The organism is Microcoleus sp. D2_18a_D3, from assembly GCF_036702455.1.
In the GTDB taxonomy this organism is placed as follows: Bacteria; Cyanobacteriota; Cyanobacteriia; order Cyanobacteriales; family Microcoleaceae; genus Microcoleus.
This window is the reverse complement of record NZ_JAUBTK010000004.1, coordinates 60,307-75,159: the sequence shown is the minus strand read 5'-3', so window position 1 is coordinate 75,159 and position 14,853 is coordinate 60,307. Positions and strand designations below refer to the sequence as shown.

14 protein-coding genes are annotated in these 14,853 nt (G+C 45.8%); 8 read left to right on the top strand and 6 right to left on the bottom strand.

Annotated elements, in window-relative coordinates; translation table 11 throughout:
• Positions 1-314 precede the first annotated feature (314 nt).
• The 3 genes from QUB06_RS03500 to cysC all read right to left on the bottom strand — a co-directional run bounded on the left by QUB06_RS03500 (position 315) and on the right by cysC (position 5,075).
• A complete protein-coding gene (locus tag QUB06_RS03500) occupies positions 315-2,639 on the bottom strand; it encodes a polysaccharide biosynthesis tyrosine autokinase (RefSeq protein WP_333434130.1) in 2,325 nt (774 codons plus the stop codon).
• A 143-nt stretch (positions 2,640-2,782) separates the two neighbouring features.
• A complete protein-coding gene (locus QUB06_RS03495; RefSeq protein ID WP_333434129.1) occupies positions 2,783-4,513 on the bottom strand; it encodes an SLBB domain-containing protein in 1,731 nt (576 codons plus the stop codon).
• A gap of 37 nt (positions 4,514-4,550) precedes the next feature.
• Positions 4,551-5,075 carry an adenylyl-sulfate kinase gene (gene cysC, locus QUB06_RS03490; RefSeq protein ID WP_333224077.1) on the bottom strand — a complete coding sequence of 175 codons (525 nt, stop codon included), beginning with the start codon at positions 5,073-5,075 and terminating at the stop codon, positions 4,551-4,553.
• Positions 5,076-5,474: 399 nt separating this feature from the next.
• Here cysC and QUB06_RS03485 point away from each other — a divergent pair, with 399 nt between their 5' ends.
• The 5 genes from QUB06_RS03485 to hetR all read left to right on the top strand — a co-directional run bounded on the left by QUB06_RS03485 (position 5,475) and on the right by hetR (position 10,190).
• Entirely contained in the window at positions 5,475-7,277 is a 1,803-nt protein-coding gene (locus tag QUB06_RS03485) for an FAD-dependent oxidoreductase (protein WP_333434128.1), read from the top strand.
• 98 nt (positions 7,278-7,375) lie between these two features.
• Positions 7,376-7,603 carry a heterocyst-inhibiting protein PatX gene (gene patX / locus QUB06_RS03480; protein ID WP_333142683.1) on the top strand — a complete coding sequence of 76 codons (228 nt, stop codon included), beginning with the start codon at positions 7,376-7,378 and terminating at the stop codon, positions 7,601-7,603.
• A 603-nt stretch (positions 7,604-8,206) separates the two neighbouring features.
• Positions 8,207-8,431, top strand: a complete 225-nt coding sequence (locus tag QUB06_RS03475) for a hypothetical protein (RefSeq protein ID WP_333434127.1) — start codon at positions 8,207-8,209, stop codon at positions 8,429-8,431.
• A 423-nt stretch (positions 8,432-8,854) separates the two neighbouring features.
• Complete coding sequence (locus tag QUB06_RS03470; RefSeq protein ID WP_333434126.1) at positions 8,855-9,016, top strand: hypothetical protein; 162 nt, start codon at positions 8,855-8,857, stop codon at positions 9,014-9,016.
• Between the two features lie 268 nt (positions 9,017-9,284).
• Entirely contained in the window at positions 9,285-10,190 is a 906-nt protein-coding gene (gene hetR / locus QUB06_RS03465) for a heterocyst differentiation master regulator HetR (RefSeq protein ID WP_333077431.1), read from the top strand.
• A gap of 175 nt (positions 10,191-10,365) precedes the next feature.
• Here hetR and QUB06_RS03460 read toward each other — a convergent pair whose 3' ends face one another.
• Positions 10,366-11,178 carry a TIGR00297 family protein gene (locus QUB06_RS03460; RefSeq protein ID WP_333434125.1) on the bottom strand — a complete coding sequence of 271 codons (813 nt, stop codon included), beginning with the start codon at positions 11,176-11,178 and terminating at the stop codon, positions 10,366-10,368.
• 11 nt (positions 11,179-11,189) lie between these two features.
• On the opposite strand from QUB06_RS03460, the gene QUB06_RS03455 reads away from it, so the two are divergent.
• Positions 11,190-11,621 (top strand): VOC family protein, encoded by a 432-nt coding sequence (locus QUB06_RS03455; protein ID WP_333434124.1) that lies wholly within the window; start codon positions 11,190-11,192, stop codon positions 11,619-11,621.
• A gap of 82 nt (positions 11,622-11,703) precedes the next feature.
• A complete protein-coding gene (locus QUB06_RS03450; protein WP_333434123.1) occupies positions 11,704-12,702 on the top strand; it encodes an IS630 family transposase in 999 nt (332 codons plus the stop codon).
• 131 nt (positions 12,703-12,833) lie between these two features.
• Here QUB06_RS03450 and QUB06_RS03445 read toward each other — a convergent pair whose 3' ends face one another.
• A complete protein-coding gene (locus tag QUB06_RS03445; RefSeq protein WP_333434122.1) occupies positions 12,834-13,445 on the bottom strand; it encodes an alpha/beta fold hydrolase in 612 nt (203 codons plus the stop codon).
• Between the two features lie 2 nt (positions 13,446-13,447).
• Positions 13,448-14,065: a triacylglycerol lipase gene (locus QUB06_RS03440; protein ID WP_333434121.1), complete on the bottom strand. Its 618-nt coding sequence runs from the start codon at positions 14,063-14,065 to the stop codon at positions 13,448-13,450.
• A 317-nt stretch (positions 14,066-14,382) separates the two neighbouring features.
• Here QUB06_RS03440 and QUB06_RS03435 point away from each other — a divergent pair, with 317 nt between their 5' ends.
• On the top strand, positions 14,383-14,844 hold the full coding sequence (locus QUB06_RS03435) for a hypothetical protein (RefSeq protein WP_333434120.1): 462 nt from the start codon (positions 14,383-14,385) through the stop codon (positions 14,842-14,844).
• The last annotated feature ends 9 nt before the right edge of the window (positions 14,845-14,853 follow it).

Sequence of the window (14,853 nt, the reverse complement as noted above, 5' to 3'; positions counted from 1 at the left end):
TCAGGTCTTGCCAATTTGCAAGTGTCGCGATTTGTTTAAATTTCTCTACTTTTAATTATAGTTCAGAGTCTCGATCGCAAATCTTAAGAAAATTTGTCTTTCTGAAATCACGCACAAATCTCAAGAACAGGCTTTCCGGCCTGTTCCACAAAAGTTAAATGTTCTTGTGGGGCGTCCCGCCCGCCCCTGAAAGCTTTATTCACAATTAAGGCTGCAAGATGGATGAAATATCTTGTCGGGTGTCGCGCCCGCCTTGCATTCTCAAGAACAGGCCCGACGGCCTGTTCCACTACACATTTCTCAATTCCCCTCCCTCAAACAGACTGTTCCTGGACGTAATCCTGCACGTAAGACTGATAGTAATACCTGCTGCCTTTATCGTTATTCGCCACCATTCCCAACAGCGGAATTCCCGCCATTTTTAAATCTTCAAAAGCCAACACCAGCGCCTCCCGCTGAGTTTGATGCAGCCCTACTACCAGCATCAATCCGTTAGTGTGAGCCGCCAACAAATTCGCATCCGCCAAACCTAAAAGCGGCGCAGTATCGTAAATAACTAAGTCAAAATGACTTGACAAAGCTGCCATTAAATGCTGCATTTTTCGGGAAGAAAGCACCTTTGTGGGATCGAGAGGAACCGGGCCGGAAGTTAACACAAACAAATTTTCATCACGGGGCGATCGCACAATCACCTTTTGCACATCCACATCATCAGCAATCACATTGTGCAGGCCTTGCCAATTCGGTAAACCCAGCATTTCGTGTACCTGCGGGCGCCGTAAATCCCCATCCACCAACAGCACTTGCTGCCCCATTGCAGCCGCCGCCCGCGCCAGATTTACTGCTACCGTAGACTTGCCATCACCTACTTGACAAGAAGTAATTACACAAGAATTAATCGGAGTTTCAACGTTTAGTAAGCGAATATTAGCATTGAGCGATCGAAAAGCTTCTTGAAAAGCATCCGTCGGCATCGGCGACATTGCCACATCCACCGGGCTTGTCTCAGCAGGAGGAAGTCTCAAAATTTTATCGCTAGCAGGAATTACCCCCAACAAAGGCAGGCGAATCGACTGTTTGACATCCTCTGGAGTTTGGAACACCGTTTTATTTTTAAACCGTTCCGCCAACTGCGCCGTCAGCATACCAAACAGCAAACCAGCCAATCCCCCCACAGCCAAATTCAAAGGCATAATCGGAGCAACAGCCATCAACTCGCCATTTTTGTAGCGCGGAATTTCCGGCTTAGCAATAACTTCCCAAGCCACCTCTTTTTTACCCACAGCTTCAAGCTGCAAAGCTTGCTGTTTTGCCAGCAAACCATTCAGCGTATTGTTAGTTAAATCCAACTCGCGCTGCAAATCCGAATAGCGCCGCAAAATCACTGGTAATCCTTGAGAGTATTGATTCAACTGCTTAGCAGCTTGTTCCAAAACTTGATTCCGCACGCCCAGCACCTGAATTAAATTAGCAGTACCAATAAACTGCTCGATTAACTTAATCCGCACCGGATCTTGAAAAGCCAGCACTTGCGAATTTACCTTAGCCAAATCAGTTCCCAGAACCTGTTGGGCTTCTTTCTTCAACAAAGGAATCAGGTTCTTGCGCTGTTCTCGCAACAATTGCATTTGCGGAGTTTCGTCTGTAAACGTAGCCGAGTTAATCGCAATTTGCCCTTCTAATTGCTGCAATTGAGTCAGCATCGCTTGATAGCGGGGAGCTTGACTCAGAGCCGAGGCCATCAGCGCTTGCTTCTGGTTTAATCCGAGCTGATTTTGCAGATTGGAATAGAGCAATCTCTGCTGATTGAGCTGCGATTGCGCTTCCAATCTTTGCGTTTGAAGTTGGCTAATTTGCTGCGCGAGTTGTTGGGTTTGAATTTGCGGGTCGATGAAATTGTACTGCTGCCGCAATTTTTGAATTTCTGTTTGCAGAGCTTGTTGGCGCTTTCGCTGGTTGGGAATTTGCGATTTCACAAAATCCAGAGTCTGACTAATTTGAGTTGTGGTATCTTGCACGCTGTAGTTGCGGTAGCCTAGCGCCACTTTTTCCAAAACAAACTGAATTTTTTTCGGGTCATAATCCCGATATCTAACTTCGATAATCTTGGTATTTTTGAATCGATTAATTGACAACCTACTTTCCTGAGAAAACGGCAAATTATCTGCTTTTTGGTTCAAGAGGTAGTTGTAATTTATTTCGGGATACTTAGCCTGCAACTGTTTAATAATCGGCGACATTACTTGCGGGCTTTGCAAAACTTGAATTTGGGATTCGTAGTCAAAACCTGCCTTGTCGGTCGTCGCGGGGCCCGCTGGTTGCAGTTTCAGCTCACCGGAGTATATCTTGGCTAAAGTATTTTGCGTAACCGCTGGTTCTACTAATAATTGAAAGCGCCCTTCGTACTCGCTTTTTTGATTCAGTGTCCAGGCGAAAACTCCGGTAGTCACTGCCGCTGCTACGCCGATGACTAAGATGGAGCGACTGCGGCAAACTTCCCAAAAACTTAACTCTTCTGCCTCGGTTTTGTTTCTGCCTAAAAATTGATCTTCTTCATAAAGCCCCGAAGAGATTTTTTGCAGATTGGCGGCTTTTTTATGATTAAACAGTGCTACTTGTGATTGTTTCCCTGGTTTCATTGGATTTCTACAACTTATTAGTTTAAAGGTCTGTCTTGGTAGCGGAGTTTCAGGAAATCGGTTGATTCCTAGATATTTCATTACCAAACCGCAATTTTTTATAGAAAGCGGGTTTCTGAGGTCTTAATGCCAGTCTATTCAACTCACCGAAAAATATCGAACAATCGAAATATTCCTAACAGGGGGCTGAGAGGAGCGAGAGTCCCGCCTACATTATCCGAGAACGTAGCGCGACCCGATCGCCTTACCATAATTACATCATTATTTTGCAGTTTGGGATTAGTTTCTTCATTGGCAGTTGCGGAAAAATTCACCTTAACATTTAGCTGCGAAACGGTGCCGTTAGGATTGAGGCGAATTAAATTCACTGAATCCATTTCTGCCCGCGCTTTATTAAAACCTCCCGCTGCTACCAGCGCTTGATTTAAAGTAGTGTTGGGCAGCACCGCAATCGCTCCCGGTTTCACGACTTCTCCTACAATGTTCACCCTAATCGTATCCGGTGAAAAATTAGAATTAGCAACTTGTTCGTCTTGGGTTGCATCGAGGTTTTCGGCTTTGGGAACGATTACCGTATCTCCCTGTTGCAGCGCTAAATCTTGGGATACATCTCCCCCTTCCAAAAGTTGCCACAAATTCACATTAATAATTTGTTCGGTACCCGCCCGCGTCAGGCGGCGAACTTGTATTTGTCTGATATCAGCTACCGGCGTAATGCCGCCCGCCATTTTAATTGCCCTCGTTACAGTTTGCTGCAAAACATTTTCCCCGCCGTTGGTTTCGCTAGCAGCAAACAAACCAGAATTTTCACCCATTTCATTCTCTTGTACCCTACTTTGAGCCTCTTTTGCCAAAGTATAAGTACCGGGGCGAGTTACTTCGCCCACCACAGCAATATTAATTGGTTGAGTGCTTTGTCCGGTAATGTTAGCTACTGCTAAAGTCGGTGCTTCTTGGCGGTTGAGGCTAGTTACAGTGGGAATAAATATAGTATCGCCGTCGCGCAAAGTCATATCGGCCCGCAAATCGCCGTTTTGCAATAATTCCCACAAATCCACACTAATAATTTGTTCCGCTGCGTTGCGCTGGGGGCGGCGGATTTTGATTTGCCGCACGTCTGCTGACTGGGTAATTCCGCCGGCCATTCGCAGAGCCCGCGATATCGTTGGCATTTGAGTTCCCATTTGCTCTGCTGTGCCTCCGGGGCCTGCTGCTGAGGATATTGTATAGGCTCCGGGGCGGTTGATTTCGCCCGCGATCGCAATTTGCAAAGGACGCGGCGCCAGCAGTTTCAAGGTAATCCAGGGACGTTTAAGGTATTTGCCGTATTTGTCTTTAACAGCATTAGAAGCTTGTTCTAGCGTCATCCCGTACACCGAAACGCTGCCAATTAACGGCAAATTCAGGGAACCGTCTGCCTGTACTTGGTGTTGACCGTTGGGGCCGCTGTATTCCGGGACGTTGAAGATGTCCATTTGAATACGATCGCCCGCTCCCAAAGTGTAAACTTCCGATCGTACACTTGAAGGTTCACTTGCCGGCAATCCCGGCAATCCCGGCACTGCCGGTACTGGTACAGGAACAGGAGAACCCGCATCAGCAGGAGGAGGAGGAGGAGGAGGCATCAACTGGGCCGCCGCAGGAGATAAACCCACCGCCGCCAGCACTGACACTGTTAAACTTTGAATCATTAAACTTTTGACAGCATTGCTTGCCCAATAACTTAGCTTGCAGCTTTTGCTGGAAACCTCTGCCTCAGCCCCTTTCCTTGCAGGAAATGGGAGAAATTCTTCACCCTCCCTATCCGCGAAGGGGACACAAGGGTGAGATTTTTTCTCAACTTGTACGCCGTGCGAATAACTTTTCACCACCATCGCTTTTTGCCCCTATCCTCATCCAACCCCGCCAACATCAAATGTAACCCAACTGTTCTAACTTGGTCAGAACTTTTTTAACACTCTCTTCCACACTTTCTCGCTCTGTGTAACAAATAATCTCAGGATTAAGCGGTTCTTCATAAGGATCGTCAATTCCCGTAAAACCCTTAATTTCTCCTGCTCTCGCCTTAGCGTATAACCCCTTGACATCGCGACCTTCGCAAACTTCTAACGGCGCTGTGATATATACTTCAACAAAATTGGGCTCCATTGCTCTAATTTCGTCGCGAATTGCTCTGTATGGGCTAATAGCTGCGGTCATTACGGCTACTCCATTGCGGCTCAGCAGGTGAGCTACAAATCCAATCCGCCGAATATTAGTATCTCTGTCTTCTTGGCTAAATCCCAAACCTTTTGACAAGTTGGTGCGAACGACATCTCCATCTAATATTTCCACTTTGCAACCTCTTGCCTTCAATTCAGGTTCGAGAGCTTTGGTGATAGTTGTCTTGCCGGAGCCGCTCAGCCCGGTGAACCATAGGATAAAACCTTTTTCCATTTTCAGCCGTTAATTAGTAACTGGGAAATTATTAAGACGTAAAACTTTATAGATGCTGTTCCCTTTTTTCTATTATCGTTACTCGCGGTGTCATATTGGCAATATTTACGCGCCAAAAATGAGAAATCAAAATTTGCGATCGCTCCTGCGGTCACTTAGTAACAAAATTGTGCGCTCGCTGCATAATTCCCGATTTATTATTTGTCAAGTCTTTACACAGTAAAATTCAATTCGCGATCGCCCACGCCGAACATCTATCCGCAGGGTACGCACGGAACACGTTAGCTTACATTATGCCAAAATGACAAACGCCGAACATCTATCTACAGGGTTAACCGCACGGATCACCTGACTGAGCCTTTCGCAATCTCAAATCTCCAATCTCAAATGGTATTGCCTATGTCTTCCGTTTTGAAAGCAGATGTTTTGGTAGTCGGTGGCGGCACCGGCGGCACCGCTGCAGCCGTGCAAGCAGCCCGCCGAGGTGCCAAAACAATTTTAGTAAGCGAATTCCCCTGGCTGGGAGGAATGCTGACTTCGGCTGGCGTTTCGGCCCCCGATGGCAATGAATTAGCAGCTTTTCAAACCGGTTTGTGGGGCGCGTTTTTGCGGGAACTCCAGCAGCGACAGCCGGGAGGTTTGGATTGGGGCTGGGTAAGTTTTTTTACTTACGATCCCCGCACCGGTGCTGATATTTTCGCTGATTGGGTTAAATGTTTGCCGAACTTGCACTGGATTTCTGGACAAAAAGCTCAAGATGTGCTGTATGAAGGAGATCGCATTTCTGGCGTTCAGTTTGCAGATTTTACGGTTTCGGCCAAAATCACTTTAGATGCAACGGAATTGGGAGATTTGCTGGCTTTAGCGCAAGTTGGGCACCGCTGGGGTTGGGAATTCCAAGTCGAGTGGGGAGAACCCAGCGCGCCGATCGCCTCTAATGATCTCACAGAGAGCTATTCGGTGCAAGCTCCGACTTGGGTGGCAATCATGCAGGATTTTGGTAAAGGTGCGGCCGGGTCAGAAATTCCCGCGCCGCCTGTTGACAATCCCGATCGATTTCTCGGTGCTTGGGACGGTTACACTCCCGAACAATTTCTCAATTACGGCAGGCTGCCAGGGGGATTGTTGATGATTAATTGGCCGATTCGAGGTAATGATTATGGTGAAGGAGTCGATCGACTCATTAAATCTGAAGCATCTCGACAAGAATTCCTGCAAGAAAGTCTCTGGCACACTCAAAGTTTCGCCCGCTTCATTCAAACGCAACTCGGCCACCGCTACGGCTTAGCACAGAATATTTTCCCGATTTCAAGGATCGACAATCAACAAAATTCTTCCCTTCTTTCTTCCTTTGCCTTACATCCTTACTACCGAGAAAGTCGGCGCTTGCGAGGGATAAGTACAGTCAGAGAACAAGATATTTTGCCTATTGTCGGTGGAAGAGTCGCGAAGTTGCCGATAAATTCTGAGGGCATTTGTGAAACAATTGCGATCGGGAACTATGCCAATGATCACCACTACACCAGTGGCGACATTCCCTTGCAGCCAAAATCGATCCGCTGGGGCGGCCGCTGGACGGGAACTCCGTTTACCATTCCTTACAGCGCGCTAATTCCTGCGAGTACAGACGGTTTGCTAGTCTGCGAAAAAAATATTTCCGTCTCTCACATCGCCAACGGTGCAACTCGCTTGCAACCGACGGTAATGAATATTGGACAGGCTGCAGGGATGGCGGCGGCTTTGTGCGCGGAATCTGGATGTCAGCCGCGGGATTTGCCGGTGAGAGTTTTGCAAGAAGCTTTGCTGCAAGATTCCGAGGCGAGTGCGGCGGTTATTCCTTTATTTAATTTGACACGGGCTCGCTCGGACTGGCTGGATTGGCAACGCTATTATCTCGATCGGCCTGAAGCATATCCCGCCAGCGGCGAATGTCAGGAGTCAGTAGAGAAACAAAGCAGTCAAACAGCAAATACCCACAGCCAATTTTCTGGCATTTTCCGTCGCCTCGGCGAACAAGACTGGACACTAACGCTGACAAGCCCCGCATCCTTAACCTGTCAAACTTGGCAACTCGTGACTTTGGACTCGGAAACCGACAGATTTTTACACAGTTGCGAAACCGAAAAGCCTCTGACAGTATGGGGCAGGCTGAATTCGGCAGGTGCTTGGCTGCTGGCGGAATCAGTAGAATTGAAGAGGTAAGGTTTTTTGCAGAGATCCGAAAATTTCACAGAAATTTATCCTGATCGATCGGGGAGAGTCCGTATCAGTTAATAGACAATGACACGGATACTAACCCCATGCAAACTTACACACCAATTGCTTTACAGAGTCTTTTGGGCGTTACTTTGAGCGCCACTGTCGTTCGAGCCTTTGAATCCCTCGTCGGACTGCTGGAAGTTGCCACCGCTTCATACATTTTATCCGCCCAAACCGAACAAAGGGGCGATCGTTCTCCAGAAAGAGGCAGCGGACGCCGAGAGTTCAGTGAGCCTAATCTTTACACTCATCAACTACAAGCATTTTAATGACATTGGACGAAATCGATTTCCGTTATTGAGTTAGTTTCTGCCGCCCGTGTCGAGCGCTCAATCTGATTTCCTGGGAGGCTAGTTTTTCAGGTTTCCAAGGCCACTGCATTTCTTGTTTACAGTCATTAGGCTCTTCTTTTATGTGAGTGATGATAGCATATAAACCTTAAACCGCCATCTATTGAGAGATTGAATCTCGTATTTGGCGGTTTTGTATATTATTGCAACCTTCTGGGTAGTGCAATTAGGATTTTTTTTATTACTGAAGCCAGAGATTTTATTTATTCCATTTTACATCGACTTCTCACAGTTCTCATAGATCAGATGCTACGCATCTAAAGTGTCTGTTGCTTCGGGAGGGGTAGAGGGTGAGAAAGGGAGAGGGAAAGATAATTTTCCGCTTTTTATACAAGGATTTTAGGAGACAATTTAAATGCGAGATAGCTTAACTTAAGCCTGATTCCTTCTTCCTTTTTCCTTCTGATTCTTCCTTCTGATTCCTGATTCCTGATTCTATAGTTTGATAATTTCAGGGAAATTAATCCTGATCAGCCTGGGTAATGTCGTATCTCTAAATAGATACTGATACGAATACTACCCATGAAAACCTACACTGCAATTGCTTTACTGAGCCTGTTGGGCATTACCTTGAGTGCCAGCGCCGCTCAAGCTTTTGAATCTCCACTCCCCATTGTCGAAACTGCCACCGCCCAATATATGTTGTCAGTCCAAACTCAACAAAGGGGCAATCGCCCTGCTGAGAGGGGCAGACGCAGAAATTTTACTGAGCCTACAGTTTACACTCATCCGCTACAAGATTTCTAATGACACTGGACGCAAGTGATGACCACAACTGAGTGGCTTCGGGCCGTTCATTCGATCGCTCGATCGGATTTTCTGGGATTCTAGTTTTTCAGCTTAAGCGACAACTGCACTTTTTGTGGACAGTTCTGAGGAAATTATTTTTTTTGTGAGATATGATAGCATATAAACGGGAAACCGCCATGTACCTAGAGAGAGATTCTAGTATGTGGCGGTTTTGTATTGAAAACGCTTCAATTAAACAGGAACTAACCACAGGGCTCTGATCATCTGGGTTTTTCAAACGATATCCCTCGCCCTCCACGCCTTATTGTGGCATTGCACAATTTGAGGAGGATTCTTGTGGGGTGTCCCGCCTGCTGTGAAAATACAGCGGATCGGCTACGAGATCCCATCCCACAAAACCATCAAAATCTTCCCGCAATTATGCAACAGCCTTATTTTAGTCGATCGAACCGGGTTTGGGCATCCATGACTATTCAAGAATTAGGGGCTCGGAGTCGCCTCAAATTCCTGGCATCGCAACAGTTATTTACCTTCTCCCCCCCACAGGTAGGGTTTAATTTTCAACCGCTGCACTATAATTAACTTGCGATAACTAACTTATATATAGGTAAACTGTCAGCGCAGAGGGTGCAGCAATCTACTTAAATTGGCCACCAATAAGAACCACTTATGCGGTGTGGATAGCCTTTAAGCCCATGCCCCTGTTACCTCAGGGAAATTAACTAACCTGAATATTAGGGTAGCTGGCAAGCTTTCCGGCGACAGTCGGCTATGCTTGATTCGGCGCTCTCGCAATAATTTAATGGAGGATGACAAAATGCCTCCTAATTTGGCTATTTCGGGGATAGTGATGAAAAATGACTCTTTGGATCTGGTCAAAAGCCTCAGCCCTAGTGCAATGGATCAGATCATGCTATATCTGGCGTTTAGCGCCATGAGAACCAGTGGGCACAGGCACGGGGCGTTTCTAGACGCGGCCGCAACGGCGGCTAAGTGTGCCATTTATATGACTTATATGGAGCAGGACAACAACCTGCGGATGACCGGACACTTGCATCACATTGAGCCTAAACGGGTGAAGGTGATAGTTGAAGAAGTCCGGGAAGCTCTGACTCAGGGAAAATTGCTGAAAATGTTGGGCTCGCAAGAACCTAGATATTTGATTCAGTTTCCTTATGTCTGGCTGGAACAGTATGGTTGGATGCCGGGACGCCCTCGCATTCCGGGAAACAATTTGACTGTAGATGAAAAAAAATATCTTGAAGGCAAGATTCCTCCTAATCCGCCAGACGCTCAACTGATCAATTCTTTTCAGTTTATGGAGTTGATCGAGTTTCTGCATAGGCGATCGCAAGAAGATATGTCTCCAGAAAGGCGAATGCCTTTGAGCGAAGCTCTAGCAGAACACATTAAGCGGCGCTTGATCTATTCTGGGACAGTAACTCGCATTGATTCTCCTTGGGGAATGCCGTTTTATGCCCTCACCCGCGCTACTTACTCTCCCGCAGAGCAGGAAGAGCGGACATTTACTATGGTTGAGGATACGGCTAGATATTTCCGGCTGATGAAGGATTGGGCGGAAAAACAACCAAATGTGATGCGAATTATGGAGACTTTGGATATTCCGCCGGAACGGCTCGACCAAGCCCTTGAGGAATTAGATGAAATTATTCGCAATTGGGCCGATCGCTATCACAAGCGGGGCGAACCGACGATGATTTTACAAATGGTTTTTGGGCCGCAAGACGACGCTTAGTTTGATTAACTATTAATCATTAGTCATGAGTTGATTGCTTAAGACTCATAACTAATGATTAATAGCTAATAGCCCTGGGCGGCGCAACCGGGTTTTTTTCCAAAAATACTGCGTTAATCCTTTGAATTATCGTAAAAAACCAGGTTTATTGGGTCGCGAATGCGTCCGGGATTAACTAAGCTAAAAAAGCTCTCCAGGTCGCCGCTAAAATAATCGCTGCGATCGCTCCTATGAGCGTATTGAAAAAATTTACCACCTCGTTCGTCAGCCACTCAAACTTTGATTGCACCGTCGCCCCAATGACGCTCTCGATATTCGTGGCAATAAAAGCTGCAATAACACAAAAAACAATTCCTGTCAAGTCAATTAAACCGACGGCCCAACTCAAAAGCGCGATCAAAATTGAGCCGACAATACCTGCGATCGTTCCTTCCAAACTAACTGCCCCTTCCGTACCCCTAGGTACAGGCTGCAAGCTGGTAATCAAAAAAGTCCGCTTTCCGTAAGCTTTGCCGATTTCGCTGGCGCAGGTATCGGAAAGTTTGGTGCAAAAACTCGCCGCGTAACCCAGCAATAACAGGGAAATAGCATTTTGTGGCACAGACATTTTGCCTGTCTCTCCTAAAATAGATAATGCCAAAACTCCCAAAGCGCAAAAAGTAGCGGTTAAAGCCGAACCCCAGACATTTTCCGGGCCTCTGGCGCCTGAACGCTTTTCGGCTATGCCTTCTGCTTCTTTTTGAGCTTTGCCGATGCGGGTAACTCCCGATCCGACAAGAAAGTAAAACATCACGACAGCATAGCCTTGCCATCCCAAACAGCCCCAGATGAGGACGCCCAATACCCAGCCGTGAAATTGCCCAGCGGGAGTGAGCAATTTTTTAGGAGCAATGGTGGCGATCGCGAGTAAAAATGTATTTAGGGCGATCGCCACCAACCAAGGATTAGACCAAGATAAATAATTAAAGAACAATTCTGAATTCTGCATTTAGTACCTCCATGAACCAAGTCTTATTTCATCTTGCCTTCCCCGTGACCGATATTGCCCAAACCAAAGCGTTCTATGTAGACGGGCTCGGCTGCGAACTAGGTCGCGAATCGCCAAATTCTGCGATTATGGGTTTGTGTGGGCATCAAATTGTCGCCCACGTCAGCCGCGAACCTTTGGCGCCTCAGCGAGGCATCTATCCCCGGCATTTTGGGTTAATTTTTACTTCCGAAGCTGACTGGGAAGCGTTGCTAGAAAAAGCCCAGCAAAATAACTTAAATTTCTATCAAGAACCGAGACGGCGATTTGTCGGTTTGCCTACAGAACACCGTACTTTCTTCTTAGAAGACCCTTTCCACAATATACTTGAGTTCAAGTATTATTGTGAAGCTGAAGCAATTTTTGGTCGCAGCGAATACGCTGAAGTTGGCGATGCTGTTTGATAAGTAGTCAGACAGAATTAATTACACAAATACATAGTAGAATGATATTTCCGGCAAAATTATGAGTTAATTACAGTTTCATATGATGTTTATCAGAGAAATAAACCCTCTTTCGTCTAAATTGTTACAGCGAATTTATCGCCAAAGCCGACATCATCAGGTACGTCAACGAGCACATTGCCTCATATTAGCTTCGCAGGGAGTAAAAAAAGGAGAGTTAATGAATATTTTCAGCATAAGTTATAAGACCCTCTATAACTGGTTCAATCGGTGGGAATTAGAGGGAATGATAGGACTTTATAATAAACCAGGAAGAGGTTCTAAGCCACTATTTAACTCTTCGCAGAAAGCCCAAATTAAAGAGTGGGCTAAACAAGAACCAAGGCAATTAAAAAATGTTAGCCAAAAAGTTCAAGAGACCTGGGGCCTAACTCCCAGTACAAAAACAATTAAAAGAATACTAAAAACTCTAAATATGAGTTGGCATCGTATGCGAAAAGGAGTGGCAGGAACGCCTCCCGCCCAGGAATATCAAGAGAAAAAGGCGCAATTAGAAGAATTAAAGCAATTGGATGAACAGGGTAAAATTGATTTATATTACTTGGATGAAACGGGATTTTGTTTGATTCCTTGTGTCCCCTATGGCTGGCAGGAAATCGGAGAATATTTAACAATTCCTAGTCGTCGTAGTCAGCGAATAAATGTACTAGGAATTATGAATCGAAATAACCATCTTGAAACTTATATTTCATATCAAAGTATTAATTCATATGTGGTTATTGCCTGTATTGAGGCTTTTTTTCCCACCGTAGATAAGCCAACGGTGATTGTCACTGATCAAGCTTCTATTCATACCAGTGATGCTATTGTTGACAAACTTGAAGAGTGGAAACAACGTAATATTACTCTCTTTGAGTTGCCTTCTTACTCTCCAGAATTAAATTTAATTGAAATTTTATGGCGGTTTATTAAGTATGAATGGATTGAGATATCTGCTTACAAGAATTGGGGTACTTTTGTTACCTCTGTGGAAAAAATCCTGAAAGAATTTGGAGAAAACTATGTAATTAATTTTGTCTAGCTACTTATCTAGTCCGGTAGCGATTTGCCGTGTTCCTGGGGGCTGGTTTACAAGATTGTTGGTTTTAGGCAATTATTGTAGGTCAAACCCGCCCTACAAAATTTGACCTTATACAAAAATGAATCAAACGGTTAAGCATGAACTTTCAATGGTTCTGAGAGTGCTTCAGCGACCGCTTTTAAACTGCTGGAATGCCTCGCCATCATGGCATGGGCGAAAACAGACAATTTTACTTCTTTGGCCGCCGATATTTGGGAACTAGAAGCGGGTACGATGATGAAATCCCAATCTGTCCAAATCGAAGTAAAATTGAGCTTTTCCAACAAGGCCGCATCTCGATTTAAATCTTCCAGAAAAGCACTGCCAGGACGCATTTGGATGCAGCCTTTTCCCCAGAGAGTGTAAGCCATCCAAGTACCGCTGTGAGGAGAAGATATGGCAATAAAGCGCTGCACTCGGTTAATGCCACCTAACCTTTGCAGGTAGTAACGAGTTACTAAACCGCCCATGCTCAATCCTACTATATCTAGATGCTGTTCTGGCGCAAAGGTTTTGTCTATATAATCTGCTATTTGTTGGGCTAATTCGTCTATGCTGGCGTTGCCCCAATGGGGTGAGAGATTGAGGGTGTAGACTGACCATCCTAGTTGGGTGAGGTAGGCAGACATTTTGTGAAAAATTCCCGATTTTCTGAAGATTCCGTGAATTAGCAAGACTGGGTTGCGGCTGAAATTGCTATTCATTTTTAAGTAGGAATTTTATTTTCTATAGGTGCTTTGAGTTCTTCAACTATTGCGTTAATACTTAGGGGTTCTGTCACCATTTGGCGGTGCAGCAAAACGTTGACTTTAACTTCTTTACCTACTGGCATTTGGGAGCTGTTCGCGGGTACAATCATTATGTCAAATGGCGTCCACATTGATGTAAAGTTTATGCGTTTGAGCATTGTCACATCTTGATTTAAATCGCGCAGCAAGCCACTATCGGGGCGCATATCCAGGTATCCTGGTAGGCGTAGGGAATAGGCTGTGAGGGTGCCGTGGTGGGGGGAAGATAGGGTGATGAAACGCTGTACGCGGTTGATTCCTCCGAGTCGCTGGACGTAGTAGCGACTGACGATGCCGCCCATGCTGTAGCCTACTATGTCTAAAGGCTGTTCTGGATCGAAGGTTTCAGAGATGTAGTCTGCTAGTTGCTTTGCCAGTAAGTCGAGGCTGAGGCTGCCGTCGTTGGGGGTGAGGTTGAGGCTGTGGACTGACCATCCGAGTTCGGTGAGGCGGGCGGACATTTTGCTGAAAATCATCTTTGTGTCCCAGATGCCGTGTAGGAGGATGACGGGATTGCGATCGAGCGAACTGTTCATTTGAAAAGAAAATTGCTTGCTGATTACAGCATAAATCACTCCCCTAGGGAGTTTTACCCCTACTAGGACAGCTAGCGAATCGGATCGAGGTACGATCGACAATGAGTGGGAATCCCTAACAAATTCTGAGATACTTGTAAATAAGTGCAAAGGCGTGCTGGTATTTATACCTAAAATTTGCTTTGATGAGGCAGCTTAGATACAGCAAAATGTAAATTTTGATGAAGAAATGTAGACAAAAGTTGCCTTACCTCGTAATCTAACTTTGTTGACAAGCTTGTACAAATTTCTCTAAAAGAACAAAAGGAGTAAGTCTAATGTTTGGTTTTATCAAAAATTTCTTCGGCGGTATTTTCGGCTTTTTTGGCAGACTGTTGGGCTTGAAAAAGTCTGAATATTTCCTAGATTTGGGCGAATCGGGAGCGAAGGAACCAGCAAAAGTTGCGCCTGCGAAGGCTGAGCCTGTGGCGATCGCACCGACAAAAGTTGAGCCTGTTAAGTCTGAGAAGTCTGAGAAGTCCGAACCGGCTAAGAAGGCTAAGGTAGAGAAAAAGTCTAAGAAAGAAAACGAACCAGTCGCTAGCGCTCCTGCTAATAATTCGGAACCCGTGAAGGTACCGACTGCTGCAGCAACTAACGGCAAAGTGCCGAGTCAAGCTGAACCGAATCGGACTTTTGCTCCTAATAATTTAATGCCGACACCAAATGGAAGTCGTCGCACCCCCGGCCCTAGCATGAACAATTTCCGGGAAATGGCCCGTCAGGTGAAAATGAAGTAGGAATTTGGG

Coding starts and splice junctions, on each gene's coding strand:
- QUB06_RS03500 (WP_333434130.1), bottom strand. CDS start 2,639: ATGAAACCAGGGAAACAATCACAAGTAGCACTGTTTAATCATAAAAAA.
- QUB06_RS03495 (WP_333434129.1), bottom strand. CDS start 4,513: ATGGTGGTGAAAAGTTATTCGCACGGCGTACAAGTTGAGAAAAAATCT.
- cysC (WP_333224077.1), bottom strand. CDS start 5,075: ATGGAAAAAGGTTTTATCCTATGGTTCACCGGGCTGAGCGGCTCCGGC.
- QUB06_RS03485 (WP_333434128.1), top strand. CDS start 5,475: ATGTCTTCCGTTTTGAAAGCAGATGTTTTGGTAGTCGGTGGCGGCACC.
- patX (WP_333142683.1), top strand. CDS start 7,376: ATGCAAACTTACACACCAATTGCTTTACAGAGTCTTTTGGGCGTTACT.
- QUB06_RS03475 (WP_333434127.1), top strand. CDS start 8,207: ATGAAAACCTACACTGCAATTGCTTTACTGAGCCTGTTGGGCATTACC.
- QUB06_RS03470 (WP_333434126.1), top strand. CDS start 8,855: ATGCAACAGCCTTATTTTAGTCGATCGAACCGGGTTTGGGCATCCATG.
- hetR (WP_333077431.1), top strand. CDS start 9,285: ATGAAAAATGACTCTTTGGATCTGGTCAAAAGCCTCAGCCCTAGTGCA.
- QUB06_RS03460 (WP_333434125.1), bottom strand. CDS start 11,178: ATGCAGAATTCAGAATTGTTCTTTAATTATTTATCTTGGTCTAATCCT.
- QUB06_RS03455 (WP_333434124.1), top strand. CDS start 11,190: ATGAACCAAGTCTTATTTCATCTTGCCTTCCCCGTGACCGATATTGCC.
- QUB06_RS03450 (WP_333434123.1), top strand. CDS start 11,704: ATGATGTTTATCAGAGAAATAAACCCTCTTTCGTCTAAATTGTTACAG.
- QUB06_RS03445 (WP_333434122.1), bottom strand. CDS start 13,445: ATGAATAGCAATTTCAGCCGCAACCCAGTCTTGCTAATTCACGGAATC.
- QUB06_RS03440 (WP_333434121.1), bottom strand. CDS start 14,065: ATGAACAGTTCGCTCGATCGCAATCCCGTCATCCTCCTACACGGCATC.
- QUB06_RS03435 (WP_333434120.1), top strand. CDS start 14,383: ATGTTTGGTTTTATCAAAAATTTCTTCGGCGGTATTTTCGGCTTTTTT.